Source organism: Ruminococcus sp. RTP21204st1_B2_RTP21204_210225 (assembly GCF_040914135.1).
In the GTDB taxonomy this organism is placed as follows: domain Bacteria; phylum Bacillota; class Clostridia; order Oscillospirales; family Ruminococcaceae; genus Hominimerdicola; species Hominimerdicola aceti.
This window is the reverse complement of record NZ_JBCPGA010000005.1, coordinates 57,959-72,984: the sequence shown is the minus strand read 5'-3', so window position 1 is coordinate 72,984 and position 15,026 is coordinate 57,959. Positions and strand designations below refer to the sequence as shown.

Here is a 15,026-nt window from a genome sequence, read left to right as displayed (position 1 = left end):
TGGCTGTATTGAAAAATGACAATAAAGTGTATTTTATTTCTTAAAATCAGATAATTCACTTGACTAATCCGTATTAAAATGGTATGATAAATATGTATTTTTATAAAATATATTATTTGCAGAAGGATTGATATATAATGAAAACACCATTTATAACCAAGGAAAAGGCTGAGGAGATAATCAAGCAGTATCCTACACCTTTTCATATCTACGACGAAAAGGGTATCAGACAGAGAGCCAGAGATCTTTACAAGGCATTTAGCTGGAACAAAGGCTTCAAAGAGTATTTCGCTGTAAAGGCTACTCCTAACCCATTCATTTTGAAAATACTCAAGGAAGAGGGCTGCGGCGTTGACTGTTCTTCTCTTACTGAGCTTATGATGAGCGACTGCTGCGGATTCAGCGGAAGCGACATCATGTTTTCTTCAAACGTAACTCCAAAGGCGGATTTTCTCAAGGCAAGAGAGCTTGGCGCTTATATCAACCTTGACGATTTCACACACATAGATTATCTTGACGACCTTTGCGGTATTCCTGAAACTATCTGTTGCCGTTTCAATCCGGGCGGACATTTCGAGATAGAAACTCAGATAATGGACAACCCTGGTGAGGCTAAGTACGGCTTCACAAGAGAGCAGCTTTTTGAGGGCTTCAAGGTACTTCAGCAGAAAGGCGCAAAGCATTTCGGACTTCACGCTTTCCTTGCTTCAAACACTGTTTCAAACGCTTATTATCCAAAGCTTGCAAGAATACTTTTCGAGCTTGCTGTTGAGCTTCATGAAAAGACGGGTGCAGACATCAAGTTCGTAAACCTTTCAGGCGGTGTTGGTATAGCATATGAGCCTGACAAGCCACAGAACGATATCTTCGCTATCGGCGAGGGCGTTCGCAAGGCATTTGAGGATATAATGGTTCCTGCTGGTCTTGGTGACGTTGCTATCTTCACAGAACTTGGCAGATATATGCTCGCTCCATTCGGTCATCTCGTTGCTACCTGCACACATCATAAGCATACTTATAAGGAGTATGTTGGACTTGATGCTTGTGCCTGCAACCTTATGCGTCCTGCTATGTACGGTTCATATCATCACATTACAGTTCTTGGCAAGGAGAACGCTCCGTGCGACCACAAGTATGACGTAACTGGCGGTCTTTGCGAGAACAACGATAAGTTTGCGATCGACAGAATGTTGCCTGAGATAGACACTGGCGATATAATCGTTATCCACGATACAGGCGCACACGGTTTCTCAATGGGTTATAACTACAACGGAAAGCTCCGTTCAGCAGAGATACTTCTCCACGAGGACGGCTCTTTCGACATGATCAGACGTGCCGAAACTCCTGCTGACTATTTCGCAACATTTGATTTCACTGATATTTTCGATAAATATACAAAGAATAATAAGTAATGACGCTTAGATCCACAGGGAATTTCTCTGTGGGTCTTGCTGTTTTTGGGCGTTTGGTGAGCAAATATTAAAAAAATCGGAATTTATGTGATTTTTGCTTGCAAAATAGTATGAGATGTAGTATAATATTAAATTGAATTGGTGTATTTTTGCACCTAAGGCGTTGCCTTAATATTAAGAAAGGTCAGGGATTATATATGGATTTGAACATGGTCAAGTATCTGGCAGAGCTTAGCAAGCTGGAATATTCCGATAAAGAGCTTGCAGCCACAGCCGAGCAGATGACTGATATTATTGATCTTATGGATACCGTAAAGGAAATCGACATTACCTATGACGATCTCAAGGACAATCATGATGTTTACCTCAACGATCTGAGAAAAGACGAGGTCATCGAATCTATGCCTACTTCAAAGGTCCTTTCAAATGCAGTGAATACAAACAACTGCTTTGTAGTGCCTAAGGTCGTAGAGTAAATTTAACAGGAAGGTAGTGTGAAATTTGGACGTTTCTTCAATGAAAATCCGTGATATGCGTAAGGCTCTTGACAGTAAGGAAATTTCCGCTAAAGAGCTTGCACAGACATATTTTGAGAGAATAAAGAAATATGACGATAAGGTAAAGAGCTTTATCACTGTTACTGAGGAAAAGGCTCTGGAGCAGGCTGAAAAGGCTCAGGGCGTTATCGATAAGGGCGAAGCAAAGGCTCTCACAGGAATACCTGTGGCAGTAAAGGACAATATTTGTACAGAGGGCGTAAAGACCACCTGTGCGTCAAAAATGCTTGAAAACTTTGTTCCGCCTTATAATGCGACCGTTATGGAAAAGCTCGACGCTGAGAATATCGTAATGCTCGGCAAGACTTCTATGGACGAGTTCGCAATGGGAGGCTCTACGCAGACCTCCGCTTTTGCAAAGACAAAGAATCCTTATGATCTTGACCGTGTACCTGGAGGCTCATCAGGCGGATCTGTTGCGGCAGTTGCTGCGGGACTTGCACCTGTTGCTCTTGGTACTGATACAGGCGGATCTATCAGACAGCCTGCTGCTTTCTGCGGCGTAACAGGTATCAAGCCAACATACAGCAGAGTTTCAAGATTCGGTCTTGTGGCTTTCGCTTCATCTCTTGACCAGATAGGTTCTATCGGTCTTGACGCTCATGACTGTGCTATCCTTCTTAATGAGATATGCGGCTATGACTTCCATGACGGCACAAGCTCAAAGCTTGAAGTGCCTGACTTCACCGCAAAGATAGGCGAGTCAATGAAGGGCATGAAGATAGCACTCCCTAAGGAGTTCTATGCAGAGGGCATCAATGATGAGGTAAAGGCTGCCGTTTTAAAGGCTGCTGAGGAATATAAGGCAATGGGCGCTGAGCTTATCGAGTGTTCTATGCCGTCGCTTAAGTATGCTGTTCCTTGTTATTATCTTCTTGCCTGTGCTGAGGCGGCTTCAAACCTGTCAAGATATGACGGTATCAAGTACGGTCACAGAACGCTTACAGCCGACAGCTATGAGGAGCTTATAATCAAGTCACGTTCAGAGGGCTTCGGCGAGGAAGTAAAGAGAAGAATACTTCTTGGAAACTACTGCCTGTCAAGCGGATATTATGACGCTTACTATAGAAAAGCAATGGCTCTCAGACAGCTTATAAGAAAAGAATACAACGATATATTCGAGAAGTGCGACGTTATTCTTACTCCGACAACTCCTGCTGTTGCATACAGCCCTGAGATGACTTCCGACCCTGTTCAGATGTATCAGGCTGATATATGCACAGTTACAGTAAATATCGCAGGTCTGCCTGCTATATCAACTCCTTGCGGCTATGACAGCAAGGGTATGCCTATCGGTATGTCTGTTATAGGCAGAAAGTTCGACGAGGCAACTATCATCAAGACTGCCGACGCATACGAAAAGGGCTTCAAGCCTGTTGCGCCAAAGCTTTAAGGGAGGTAAGACAAATGGAAAAATGGAGAACGGTCATCGGCCTTGAGATCCACGCCGAGCTGCTTACCAAAACTAAGATCTTTTGTAACTGCTCCGCTGAGTTCGGAGGTGCGCCAAATACAAGATGCTGCCCTGTATGTACAGGTATGCCCGGTACTCTGCCTATCATCAATCAGCAGGCTGTAGAGTATGCTGTAAAGGCAGGCTATGCACTCAACTGCGGTATCAACAAGTTTTCAGTATTCGACAGAAAGAACTACTTCTATCCTGACCTGCCAAAGGCATATCAGATATCACAGCTTTACAGACCTATCGTAGGTCCTGGATATGTGCCTATCGAGGTGAACGGTCAGAAAAAGAATATCAGAATAAACCATATCCACCTTGAGGAAGACGCCGGTAAGCTCGTTCATGACGCTTTCAACGGAATCTCAATGGCTGACTATAACAGATGCGGTATCCCGCTTATCGAGATAGTTACTGAGCCTGATATAGCGTCAGCTGAAGAAGCTATGGCTTTCGTTGAGCAGATATCTCTGCTTTTGCAGTATGCAGGCGTTTGCGACTGTAAAATGGAGCAAGGCTCACTGAGATGTGACGTTAATATCTCTCTTATGAGACCTGACGCTACTGAGTTCGGTACTCGTGCAGAGATAAAGAACATCAACTCTATCAAGTCTGTTGGCAGAGCTATCAAGTATGAGGAAAAAAGACAGGCGCTTCTTCTTGAAGCTGGCAAAAAGGTCGTTCAGGAAACAAGACGTTACAACGCAAACAGAGATAAGACAACTTCAATGCGTACAAAGGAAAACGCTAACGATTATCGTTATTTCCCAGAGCCTGATATTCTTCAGGTAAACCTTACAGACGCTCAGCTTGATGAGATAAAGGCTAAGCTGCCTGAAATGCCAAGCAGCAGATTCAAGAGATACACTGAGGAATACGGTATTTCTGAGATAGACGCAAAAACGCTTATCCAAACAAAGATAATCTCAGATTTCTTTGAGAATGCACTTAAGAGATATAACAATCCTAAGAGCGTGGCTGTTTTCATTCTCGGCGAGTTTATGAGAAGAGTAAATTTGGGCGAGATAGATATAAACAATATCAGCTTCACACCTGAGGAGTTCGCTGAGCTTGTTGAAATGGCTGATACAGAAAAGGTATCAAAGAACGACGCTAAGACCGTGTTCAGAGCAATGGTAGAAGAGGGCGGCAAGCCTATGGACATTGCAAAGAGCAAGGGTATGATAATCACTGTAGATACTGCAAAGGTCGAGGCAGGCGTTGACGAGATACTCGCCGCAAATGCCGCACAGGTAGAGCAGTATAAGAACGGCGAAACAAAGGTATTCGGCTTTATCATGGGTCAGTGTACAAAGGCTCTCAAGGGCGTTGCTACACCTAAGATAATCAAGGAAATTCTTGAAAGCAAGCTGAAAGCTGCCGCCGCAAGTGCCGCTTCTGACAATGAGAAGAAAGAGGACGTAAAGGACAACGTTATCGACGCTTCAAAGCTCACAAAGTATGAGAACGCTGATAAGTATGTACCTGAAAATGACGGCAAAATGCTTATGATAGATACGGCTGACGTAAAGAAAGAGTTTATGCTTGCTGACGCTAAGGCTAACATGGGCAAGGAAGTTGAGTTTTCAGGCTGTGTTCACAGAATAAAGAACATGGGAAGCATTGCCTTTATCGTTGTAAGAACTTCAAGAGATGTTATACAGACAGTTTACTCTGCCGACAACTGCAAGGATTCTATCGAGGGTCTGAGAGAGGGATTCTTTGTAAACGTAAAGGGTATCGTTAAGGAAAATCCTAAGGATTTCAACGGTCTTGAAATAGAACTTGATTCTATCAAGCTTATCTCAACGAACGCCGCTGAGCTTCCTTTGAAGATATCACAGGGCAGACTTAACTGCACAATAGAAGTAAACCTTGACAACCGTGCGGCTTCACTGAGAAACCCATATGAGAGAGCTATATTCAAGCTCCAGGAGGGTCTTGTTCAGGGTATGCACAAGTTCATGCAGGCAAACAACTTCACTGAGATACACTCGCCAAAGATAGTTGCTCAGGGTGCTGAGGGCGGCGCTAACATCTTCCGTCTTGACTATTTCGGCAAGTCTGCGTTCCTTAACCAGTCACCGCAGTTCTATAAGCAAATGGCTGTGGCATTCTTTGACAGAGTTTATGAGATAGCACCTGTATACAGAGCTGAAAAGCACGCTACTTCACGTCATATCAACGAGTATATCGGTCTTGACTTTGAAATGGGCTATATCGACAGTATGTATGACGTTATGAAAATGGAGATTGCAATGCTCAAGTCCATTTTCGAGTATATCAAGGAAAACTATCAGAACGAGTTGAAGATACTTGAGGCTGACGTTCCTGAGATAAAGGAAGTTCCGTCTATCAAGTTCGCTGACGCTATCGAACTGCTGAGAGGCGGCGAGGGAAGCGGCAAGAAGTTCGATCTTGACCCGGAGGACGAGGTAAACCTCGGCAAGTATGCCAAGGAAAAGTACGATTCAGACTTTATCTTTGTTACACACTTCCCGTCATCAAAGCCTCCGTTCTATGCAATGAACTCCAGAGAAGACCCAAGAGAAGCATACAAGTTCGATCTGTTGTTCAGAGGACTTGAAATTACTTCGGGCGGTCAGAGAATACACGATTACAACGAGCAGGTAGAGAAGATGAAGGCTCAGGGACTTGACCCTGCTGACTTCAAGAACTATCTTGAGGCTCACAAGTATGGTCTGCCACCTCACGGTGGACTTGGTATCGGTCTTGAAAGACTTCTCATGAAGCTTCTTAACAAGAACAACATCAGGGAAACATCACTGTTCCCAAGAGATATCAACAGACTTCTTCCATAGTCTGCAAATATGTTTATCAAAGAACGGGCAGGTCTGTCCGTTCTTTTTTTATGATAAGGCAAAAAGGCGGTACGTCGGGGCTGTATAAAAGCAGAATATTTGTCCAATAAGAATAGTATAATTCAATGATACTGATTCGGAGGACTGATATTCTTGAAAAAAATTCTTATTTTACTTATTTGTTTTTTGACCCTTTGCTCCTGCGGAGGTGAGGTAAATTCCCAGAGGGACAGGCTTGTGACTATGGAAAAAGCATCGGTGATACCTGTGTGCGGAGAGAAAAACTACACTGATGTGGAAACGTCACACAAGCTTAATTATACTGTGCAGAAAGCTATATGGATATCCTATATTGACCTTGCTGATATGCTCACAGGGAAAAGTGCCGAGGAATTTCGTGAGAACTTTTCTCAGGCGTGTGAAAATGCTTTGAGCATAGGTTGTAATACGCTGTATGTTCACGTCAGACCTTTCGGGGATGCTATATATGATTCGGAACTTTATCCTGCATCAAAATATATAACAGGCGTGGCAGGGGAGCAGGGCGGCTTTGACCCGCTTGATATAATGATACAGACTGCACATGATAAGGGGCTGTCTTTTCACGCATGGATAAATCCTCTCAGGTGTGAGAATGAGGAATGTTTTCAGAATTATGACGATAGCTTTCTTCTGAAAAAGTGGTATGACGAGGACGGCGGCTACCTAGAACAGGTTGATGGCGACAGCCATTTGTGGCTTGATCCTGCTTATGATGAGGTAAGACAGCTTATAGCAGAGGGTGCAGCGGAGCTTGCAGAAAATTATGATATTGACGGCTTGCACTTCGACGATTATTTTTATCCCACAACGGCTGAGGATTTTGACGCTCAGTGCTTTTCTGCCCAGACGGAGTTTGACGATCTAGCAAAATGGCGGCTGAACAATATCTCCCTTATGGTGGGGGAGATATACAGTGCGGTAAAAGCAGTGGATAAGGATATTCTGGTGGGAGTTTCGCCTCAGGGAAATATGGAGAACAACTATGAGTATATGTACGCTGATGTGAAAAAGTGGTGCAGTGAGGAGGGGTATATAGATTATATCTGTCCGCAGATATACTTCGGTTATGAAAATTCTGTCAAGCCTTATGAGGATACCCTACAGCAATGGGCTGATGTCTGCACAACTGATGTTACGCTGGTGGCAGGTCTGGGAGTATATAAGATAGACAGCGAAAGTGAATTTTCTGAAAATATCGGCATTATCGGCAGGCAGATAAATGACGCTGTAGTTAGTTATAACTACGCAGGAGCGGCAGTCTACGGCTATGCAAGCTTGTTTGGTGGCAGTGATAGAGGTGTTCAGGAGCAGGAGTGTATCGAAATTGCTTTTGATAAACTTAATACATCTGTAAAATGATATGTGATATATAAATTATGGTATGTTAAATGTAAACAAATTGTGATATATTATTATAAAATTTATGGAAGTAAACAAAAAACTATTGAAATTTCTTTTTAAATATAGTATAATGTTATATGCTGTAAGGCGATAATAGAAAATGTTTTTGTATTATTTGCCTAAAACAATATTATTTTGCTAATTATTCAGGGAGGGATTTTAGTGTACAAAATCGTAACAAGAAGACAGCTCAACGACGCTGTTGTTCTTATGGAGATCGACGCACCTTACATTGCCGCTAAGGCTGAGGCTGGTCAGTTCATCATCTACAGAGTTGATGAGAAGGGCGAGCGTGTTCCGCTCACTATCGCTGACTATGACAGAGAAAAGGGCACGATCACAATTATTTTCCAGGTAGTAGGTGCATCTACAACTGAGCTTGCAAGACTTAATGAGGGCGACTATATCCATGACGTTGTTGGTCCTCTCGGCGTTGCTACAGAGTATGACGAGGGTATCAAGAGAGTTGCAGTAGTAGGCGGAGGCGTTGGCTGTGCTATCGCTTACCCACAGGCTAAGAAACTCCACAGCATGGGCGTTGAAGTTGACCTTATCGCAGGCTTCAGAAGCAAGGATATCGTTATCCTCGAGGACGAAATGGGCAAGGCTTCTTCACATCTTCACATCTGTACAGACGACGGTTCATACGGCTATCACGGATTTGTTACAAACAAGCTTCAGGAGCTTATTGACGGTGGTGCTAAGTTTGACGAGGTCATCGCTATCGGACCTGTTCCAATGATGAAGTTCGTTTGCAAGGTAACAAAGCCTTATGACATCAAGACTCTCGTTTCACTCAACCCTATCATGATCGACGGCACAGGAATGTGCGGCGGATGTCGTGTAACTGTTGACGGCAAGATCAAGTATGCTTGCGTTGACGGCCCTGACTTTGACGGTCAGAAGGTAGATTTCGACGAGCTTATGAGAAGAAACTCAACTTATAAGGAGCAGGAAAAGGCTCACTTGTGCAGACTTACTGGAGGTGTAAGATAATGGCTAATATGAGTTTGACAAAGACTCCTATCGCAGAGCAGGAGCCAAAGGTAAGAGCTAGAAACTTCAAGGAAGTTACTTTGGGTTACACCCCTGAGCAGGCTATAGAAGAAGCTCAGAGATGTCTTAACTGCAAGCACAAGCCTTGTATGACAGGATGTCCTGTAAGCGTTAGAATACCTGAGTTTATCGCAAAGGTAGCAGAGGGCAAGTTTGAAGAGGCTTATGCTATCATCAAGACAACAAACGCTCTGCCGGCTGTTTGCGGACGTGTATGTCCACAGGAGCATCAGTGTGAGGGCAAGTGTGTAAGAGGTATCAAGGGTGAGCCTGTTGGTATAGGCAGACTTGAGAGATTCTGTGCAGACTATATGATGGACAAGGCAGTTGCCGTAGAAAAGGCTGAACCAAACGGTCACAAGGTAGCTGTTGTCGGCGGCGGTCCTTCAAGCCTTACAGTTGCAGGCGACCTTGCTAAGCTTGGTTATGACGTAACTATCTATGAGGCATTCCATACAGCAGGCGGCGTTCTTATGTATGGTATCCCTGAGTTCAGACTTCCAAAGGCTATCGTTCAGCACGAGATAGACAATCTGACAAACATGGGCGTACATATCATGACAAACATGGTTATCGGCAGAGTTCTTTCTATTGACGAGCTTATGGGCATGGGTTATGAGGCTGTATTTGTAGGCTCAGGCGCAGGTCTTCCAAGGTTCATGGATATCGAGGGCGAAGGCCTTGTAGGCGTTTACTCTGCTAACGAGTACCTTACAAGAATCAACCTTATGAAGGCATACAAGGACGATTATGAGACTCCTATCATGAAGTCTAAGAACGTAGCTGTTGTCGGCGGCGGTAACGTTGCTATGGACGCTGCTCGTTCTGCAATGAGACTTGGCGCTGAGCACGTTTATATCGTATACAGACGTTCAATGGACGAGCTTCCTGCAAGAAAGGAAGAGGTTCATCACGCTCAGGAAGAGGGCATTGAGTTCCTCGTTCTTAACAACCCTGTTAAGATAGTTGGCGACGAGAACGGTCATGTAAAAGGCATGGAGTGCATCAAAATGGAGCTGGGCGAGCCTGACGCAAGCGGCAGAAGACGTCCTATCCCTATCGAGGGTTCAAACTTCATTCTTGACGTTGATACAGCTATCATGTCTATCGGTACATCACCTAACCCACTTATCAGAAGCACAACTCCTGGTCTTGAAACAAACGATCACGGCTGCCTTATCGTTGACGAGAACGAGTCAACAACTAAGGAAGGCGTTTACGCAGGCGGTGACGCTGTTACAGGCGCTGCTACTGTTATCCTCGCTATGGGTGCAGGCAAAAAGGCTGCCGCTGCTATCGACGAGTATATCAAGAACAAGAAATAATTTCTTGTAAATGAAAATTATTTGTTAAAAGGCTTGAAGTTTGTGCAAATATCTGATATACTAATATAGTATTATTAGATTTGGAGGTCTTTTGATGAATTTGTCAGCAATTATTTCAGTTTTGGCTGCTGAGCAGAGTTCACCTGCATCACTTGCCATGACTTTTATCCCACTGGTACTCATAATCGTGTTCTTCTATTTCTTTATTATCCGTCCGCAGAAAAAGCAGGATAAGAAAGACGCTGAGATGAGAGATAACCTTGAGATAGGTGACGAGGTCGTTACAAACGGCGGAATCGTTGGTATCGTGTTCTCTATCAAGGACGACACTGTTGTTATCGAAACAGGCGGCGACAGAAGCAAGATACGTGTTAAAAAGTGGGCTATCGCTAAGAACGAAACAATTCATGACGGTGACGCAAAGTAAATATCGCTTTTAAGGGACGGGTAGTTTTATCCGTCCCTTTTTGTGTTCTTATTGTCTGTGGCTTTGAATATAATTTTCCTAGGGAATTTTGTATACGGGGGTGCGGATATGAAAAACAACAGACTTTTTGGGGGCAGAAAGCTTTCTGTGCTGTCATCTACGGCAATTTCTGCCTGCGTGGGGTGCGGTGCGATATTTGTTGCTGTGCTTGCTTTTGCGTATGTTATTACTAAGATAGATGCCACCGATCTTATGCTGTCGGTGATGTCAACAGCGGCACTTGGTATCGGAGCGTATGCAGGGGGATATGTCTGCGGAAAAAGGCAACGTAGAAACGGTCTGCTGTCAGGTGTGCTGTGCGGAGTGTTCATTTTTCTTATCATTGTCATTCTCAGTGCACTGTTTTCTAAGGCAGCCGAAAGCTTTTCCGTGCCTGCAAAGCTTGTGCTTACCCTTGTGTGTGCAGGCGTAGGCGGAGTTGTAGGGGTAAATTCTAAAAGCAGCCGATTCTGATAAGGATAAATATTTATACTGCATTAACTATTCGTTCATAAAACATAGTGGGATATGTGGTATAATTAGTGTAAATCAATTATTGGAGGTAAAATCCTATGAAACATATTAAGACGATCAATAAGGCTAATCTCAAGAAGACTGCTGCTAAGGGTGGCTGCGGCAAGTGTCAGGCATCATGTCAGTCAGCTTGCAAGACCTCCTGCACAGTTGCTAACCAGAAGTGCGAGAGAGAGGCTTAATATTCCGATCTTTCTGAGGCGTGCGAGCGTACACACGCCTTGCTAAAGGGACATTTTTATGTCCCTTTATTTTTGTATAAATTTGTATATGAATATAAATGCGAAAGGTGATTTTTAAATGATACACAAGTTTAAGCTTGGCGGCTTTAATGCACTGCTTGACGTGAACAGTGGCGGAGTACATATTATAGACGATCTGACATATGATTTGTTAGACAATGTTGAGCCGCCTTTTGAGGAGAAATGTCCTGAGGACGTTGTAAGAAAGCTGTCAAAGATGTATGACAGCAAGGATATCGAGGATTGTTATGAGGAGATAGTTTCTCTTTACAATGACAAGATATTGTTCAGCGAGGACGATTACGAGAAGTATGCCCTGTCTGCTGTGGCTTCGCCTATCAAGGCAATGTGTCTGCATATTGCTCACGACTGTAACCTGAGATGTAAATATTGCTTTGCTTCAACAGGCGATTTCGGTCAGGGCAGAATGCTCATGGACTATGAAACAGGCAAGCGTGCTATAGATTTTCTTATAGAGCGTTCAGGAGACAGAAAATTTCTTGAGGTGGACTTTTTCGGTGGCGAGCCTTCACTGAATTTTGGCGTGGTGGAGCAGCTTGTTGAGTATGCACGTTCACAGGAGGAGCCTCACAATAAAAAGTTCAGATTTACTGTTACAACAAATGGTGTACACCTCACTGACGAGATGATAGACTTCATCAACAAGGAAATGTACAACGTTGTTCTGTCTATCGACGGAAGAAAAGAAGTCAACGACAGAATGAGAGTGCGTGTTGACGGTTCGGGAAGCTATGACAGGATTATCCCTAACTTTAAGAAGCTTGTGGACAAGCGTCCTAAGAACAAGGATTGGTATGTAAGAGGCACTTACACAAAGTATAATCTTGACTTCTCAAATGATGTAATGCACCTTTATGACCTTGGATTCGACCAGATATCCGTTGAGCCTGTTATGGCTGACCCTAGCGAGCCTTATGCTATCACTGAGGCTGACCTGCCGAGGATCTTCAAGGAGTATGAGATACTTTCTGAGAAGATACAGAAGATAAGAGACGAGGGCAAGTTCATAAACTTCTTCCATTTTATGATAGACCTCGATCAGGGTCCTTGTGCGATAAAGAGACTTAGGGGCTGTGGAAGCGGAAACGAGTATGTTTCTGTTACTCCTGACGGCGATATTTACCCATGTCATCAGTTCGTTGGTATCACCGAGTTCAAAATGGGCAATCTCTATGACGGCACATTTAACGAGGAAATGAAAGATATGTTTGCTCACGCACACGTTTACAACAAGCCAGAGTGCAAAAAGTGCTGGGCAAAGTTCTATTGCAGTGGCGGTTGCAATGCAAACAACTACATTTACGCAGGTGATATCCACAATGCGCACAAGCTGTCATGTCAGATACAGAAGAAGCGTCTTGAATGCGCTATCATGATGAAGGCTGTTAAAATGCTCGACAGCGCAGAATGAATATAAATATTTTGTAAATTTCACGCATTGTAACTTTTGCGTACATATATAAACTTAATATGTACAAAAACGTTTGAAGTTTAACAAAAAAATTTATTGAATAATCGGTTTAAAAAGCACGGAATAACAAATGACGTTATTTCGTGCTTTCTGTTGTTATTACATAGTATGATAATGTCGAAAAATAGCAAAATGTGTCTGTCATATTAATAAGTATTAAGATAAATATAATGTATACTAAGCTGGTAGCTTATTGACAAAGTGGGTCGAATTTAGTATAAGATTGACATAAACAAAAGGTGCTTGGCGGTCATGTTACCGCAAATCGGCTATAACGAGCGCCCTCTGTATCGGACAGGATAAAACGACAAATTATTATGAAAAGGACGAAGAGATATGAAAACTAATGAAAAGAAGAATACTTCTGCTAAGAAGAAACTTATACCTGCAGTTGCAATGCTCACAACTTCCGTTGTAATGCTTTCTACTGCTACTTATGCTTGGTTTACGATGAGCAGAGAAGTTGAAGTAACAGGCATTAAGCTCACTGCTACAACTCCACAGACTATTGAAATTTCTTTGGGTCAGGCTACAACGAGCAATACACTGACACACGGCGTTGAAGCTACAGCTCCTAACTCTGACGATATGTGGACACACACTGCGGCAACAGGCTCTGTATACCAAGATTTTGGTAAATTAATTCCTGTTTCCTCTGTTGACGGTTTTAATATGTTCTACACAGAAAAGGCTACAGAGAATGGTAAGAAAGTTTCAGATGTTCCAAATCCTTTCACAAAAGCAGAAACTGCTGTTGGCTGGGAATTTAAAGAGGGCGGTAAATCCGCTGAAACAGGTGCCGTTGTAAATGCGGCTGAAAACGATGGATCAGGCTATTATCTTGATATCCCTGTTTGGTTTAGAACAACAAGTACTGACGCTGTAACCCTTGGTCTTGAAGTTGAAATCAAGAACAGTAGTGATGATGATACAAAGTCCGTGCTGTATAAGGCTGCTCGAGTTGCAATTCTTCCTGAAACAAAGAGTGCTCAGAAAGTATTTTCTGAAACAGGAGCAAAATACTATAAAGACGGAAAAGCGGTTGCGACAGCGGGTGCAACATTGGCTGCTTCTTATGGCGACGTATCAGCTGCAACTGAAGCAACTGTTACTGGTGGAAAGGTGACTAACCCTGACGCTGCAACTCAGGTCGCAACTGTTACAGCTTCTACGGGAACAGGCTATGGTGGCGCTGTTAAGTATTACATTCGTGTATGGCTTGAGGGAGAAGATGAGGCTTGTTGGAATGCAAATGCAGGTCAGGACTTTGTAATTAACCTTAAATTCCATGACTTGAGCAACAAGTAAAATCTATTACATAACAAAAAAGACGCCGAAGAAATTCGGCGTTTTTTGGTAAATGGGTATAAAAAATAATTTTCCATATTTGGGGAAATCTCCCGATTTTTCTTTGTTTTTTGTCGAAAATATGCTATAATAATACATTGGAGCAGAAAGGAAGTGACTTGCTTTGAACGGTAATTCAACAGTTGACGGCGTTCGTGCCGTGGAGCTTTTCTATAGACCTATAAAAAATACCGACAGCGGCAGGGTCACGTTTTTGCAGTCGCAAACAAGGCTAAATTCTCCTGCTATGGGTACGCTCATGCCTGCGGATTATCTCCCTGTGGCTCAGCTTTCCGACCGATGTGTTAGCATATTCAAGCTTGCTTTCGTTCAGCTTTTGCAGGCTTTGGGCAAGTTTCACGAAAGGGAAGTGGACGTTGATTGGGCAAGCGTGTTCATGCCTGCAAGATTTTTAAGGCAGACGGAAGCTCCGAGAGTTGTGGCAGATTATTGCGATAAGTTTGGCGTGAAGTATGAGCGTGTCTGCTTTGAGTTGTCGCCTGATGTGCTTGATGAAGCTGACAGCACAGCGGCAGATAACGTGGCTCTTATGAGAAGACAGGGCTTTCATTTTCTGCTTACAGGCTTCGGCACTGAGGGCTTTAAAATGCTTAAGACCGCTGAATTCAAGGTAGATAATATCATGCTTGACGGCTCAGTGGCTCAGGTTCTTGGTAAGAGCGACAGGTATGATACCTGCGTGAACTCTCTGCTTAATTTCGTTTTTGACCTTAATGCTGAGGTCATAGCTGACGGAATTACTGATGATAAGCAGGTGAAACAGCTCAGCGGTATGCAGTGCCTTTACTATTCGGGAGAAAATGCAGGAAAATATATTGCGGAAAGATACGTTCGCAATAGAAATGAGTAA

The 15,026-nt window shown here is 43.4% G+C and carries 13 protein-coding genes; all 13 read left to right on the top strand.

Features of this window, described 5'->3' with window-relative positions:
• The first annotated feature begins 137 nt into the window (after window positions 1-137).
• The 13 genes from AB5123_RS03315 (at window position 138) to AB5123_RS03255 (ending at window position 15,026) form a co-directional block, all read left to right on the top strand.
• Window positions 138-1,412 carry a diaminopimelate decarboxylase gene (locus AB5123_RS03315; protein WP_038671606.1) on the top strand — a complete coding sequence of 425 codons (1,275 nt, stop codon included), beginning with the start codon at window positions 138-140 and terminating at the stop codon, window positions 1,410-1,412.
• Window positions 1,413-1,609: 197 nt separating this feature from the next.
• Window positions 1,610-1,888 carry an Asp-tRNA(Asn)/Glu-tRNA(Gln) amidotransferase subunit GatC gene (gatC, locus tag AB5123_RS03310; protein WP_038671608.1) on the top strand — a complete coding sequence of 93 codons (279 nt, stop codon included), beginning with the start codon at window positions 1,610-1,612 and terminating at the stop codon, window positions 1,886-1,888.
• Window positions 1,889-1,928: 40 nt separating this feature from the next.
• Entirely contained in the window at window positions 1,929-3,362 is a 1,434-nt protein-coding gene (gene gatA, locus AB5123_RS03305) for an Asp-tRNA(Asn)/Glu-tRNA(Gln) amidotransferase subunit GatA (RefSeq protein WP_368364525.1), read from the top strand.
• Between the two features lie 14 nt (window positions 3,363-3,376).
• Complete coding sequence (gene gatB / locus AB5123_RS03300; RefSeq protein ID WP_368364524.1) at window positions 3,377-6,250, top strand: Asp-tRNA(Asn)/Glu-tRNA(Gln) amidotransferase subunit GatB; 2,874 nt, start codon at window positions 3,377-3,379, stop codon at window positions 6,248-6,250.
• Between the two features lie 153 nt (window positions 6,251-6,403).
• The gene (locus tag AB5123_RS03295) at window positions 6,404-7,651 is read left to right on the top strand and encodes a glycoside hydrolase family 10 protein (RefSeq protein WP_368364523.1); all 1,248 of its coding nucleotides are present in this window, start codon (window positions 6,404-6,406) and stop codon (window positions 7,649-7,651) included.
• A gap of 204 nt (window positions 7,652-7,855) precedes the next feature.
• Complete coding sequence (locus AB5123_RS03290; protein WP_046440370.1) at window positions 7,856-8,689, top strand: sulfide/dihydroorotate dehydrogenase-like FAD/NAD-binding protein; 834 nt, start codon at window positions 7,856-7,858, stop codon at window positions 8,687-8,689.
• Window positions 8,689-10,074, top strand: a complete 1,386-nt coding sequence (gene gltA / locus AB5123_RS03285; RefSeq protein WP_278649296.1) for an NADPH-dependent glutamate synthase — start codon at window positions 8,689-8,691, stop codon at window positions 10,072-10,074. Before AB5123_RS03290 ends, gltA begins: the two co-directional genes overlap by 1 nt.
• A 94-nt stretch (window positions 10,075-10,168) precedes the next feature.
• A complete protein-coding gene (gene yajC / locus AB5123_RS03280) occupies window positions 10,169-10,501 on the top strand; it encodes a preprotein translocase subunit YajC (RefSeq protein WP_022287272.1) in 333 nt (110 codons plus the stop codon).
• Window positions 10,502-10,609: 108 nt separating this feature from the next.
• Window positions 10,610-11,014 carry a TIGR04086 family membrane protein gene (locus AB5123_RS03275; RefSeq protein ID WP_117897578.1) on the top strand — a complete coding sequence of 135 codons (405 nt, stop codon included), beginning with the start codon at window positions 10,610-10,612 and terminating at the stop codon, window positions 11,012-11,014.
• A gap of 98 nt (window positions 11,015-11,112) precedes the next feature.
• Window positions 11,113-11,256: a six-cysteine ranthipeptide SCIFF gene (gene scfA / locus AB5123_RS03270; protein ID WP_013498654.1), complete on the top strand. Its 144-nt coding sequence runs from the start codon at window positions 11,113-11,115 to the stop codon at window positions 11,254-11,256.
• Between the two features lie 118 nt (window positions 11,257-11,374).
• The gene (gene scfB, locus AB5123_RS03265; protein ID WP_117863730.1) at window positions 11,375-12,748 is read left to right on the top strand and encodes a thioether cross-link-forming SCIFF peptide maturase; all 1,374 of its coding nucleotides are present in this window, start codon (window positions 11,375-11,377) and stop codon (window positions 12,746-12,748) included.
• Between the two features lie 396 nt (window positions 12,749-13,144).
• A complete protein-coding gene (locus tag AB5123_RS03260) occupies window positions 13,145-14,116 on the top strand; it encodes a hypothetical protein (RefSeq protein ID WP_347512496.1) in 972 nt (323 codons plus the stop codon).
• 163 nt (window positions 14,117-14,279) lie between these two features.
• Entirely contained in the window at window positions 14,280-15,026 is a 747-nt protein-coding gene (locus AB5123_RS03255; protein ID WP_118159030.1) for an EAL domain-containing protein, read from the top strand.

Excerpts from the sequence above, each read along its gene's own strand:
- scfB (WP_117863730.1), top strand. The coding sequence starts at position 11,375 with ATGATACACAAGTTTAAGCTTGGCGGCTTTAATGCACTGCTTGACGTG.
- gatC (WP_038671608.1), top strand. The coding sequence starts at position 1,610 with ATGGATTTGAACATGGTCAAGTATCTGGCAGAGCTTAGCAAGCTGGAA.
- gltA (WP_278649296.1), top strand. The coding sequence starts at position 8,689 with ATGGCTAATATGAGTTTGACAAAGACTCCTATCGCAGAGCAGGAGCCA.
- scfA (WP_013498654.1), top strand. The coding sequence starts at position 11,113 with ATGAAACATATTAAGACGATCAATAAGGCTAATCTCAAGAAGACTGCT.
- AB5123_RS03260 (WP_347512496.1), top strand. The coding sequence starts at position 13,145 with ATGAAAACTAATGAAAAGAAGAATACTTCTGCTAAGAAGAAACTTATA.
- gatB (WP_368364524.1), top strand. The coding sequence starts at position 3,377 with ATGGAAAAATGGAGAACGGTCATCGGCCTTGAGATCCACGCCGAGCTG.
- AB5123_RS03315 (WP_038671606.1), top strand. The coding sequence starts at position 138 with ATGAAAACACCATTTATAACCAAGGAAAAGGCTGAGGAGATAATCAAG.
- AB5123_RS03275 (WP_117897578.1), top strand. The coding sequence starts at position 10,610 with ATGAAAAACAACAGACTTTTTGGGGGCAGAAAGCTTTCTGTGCTGTCA.
- gatA (WP_368364525.1), top strand. The coding sequence starts at position 1,929 with ATGAAAATCCGTGATATGCGTAAGGCTCTTGACAGTAAGGAAATTTCC.
- yajC (WP_022287272.1), top strand. The coding sequence starts at position 10,169 with ATGAATTTGTCAGCAATTATTTCAGTTTTGGCTGCTGAGCAGAGTTCA.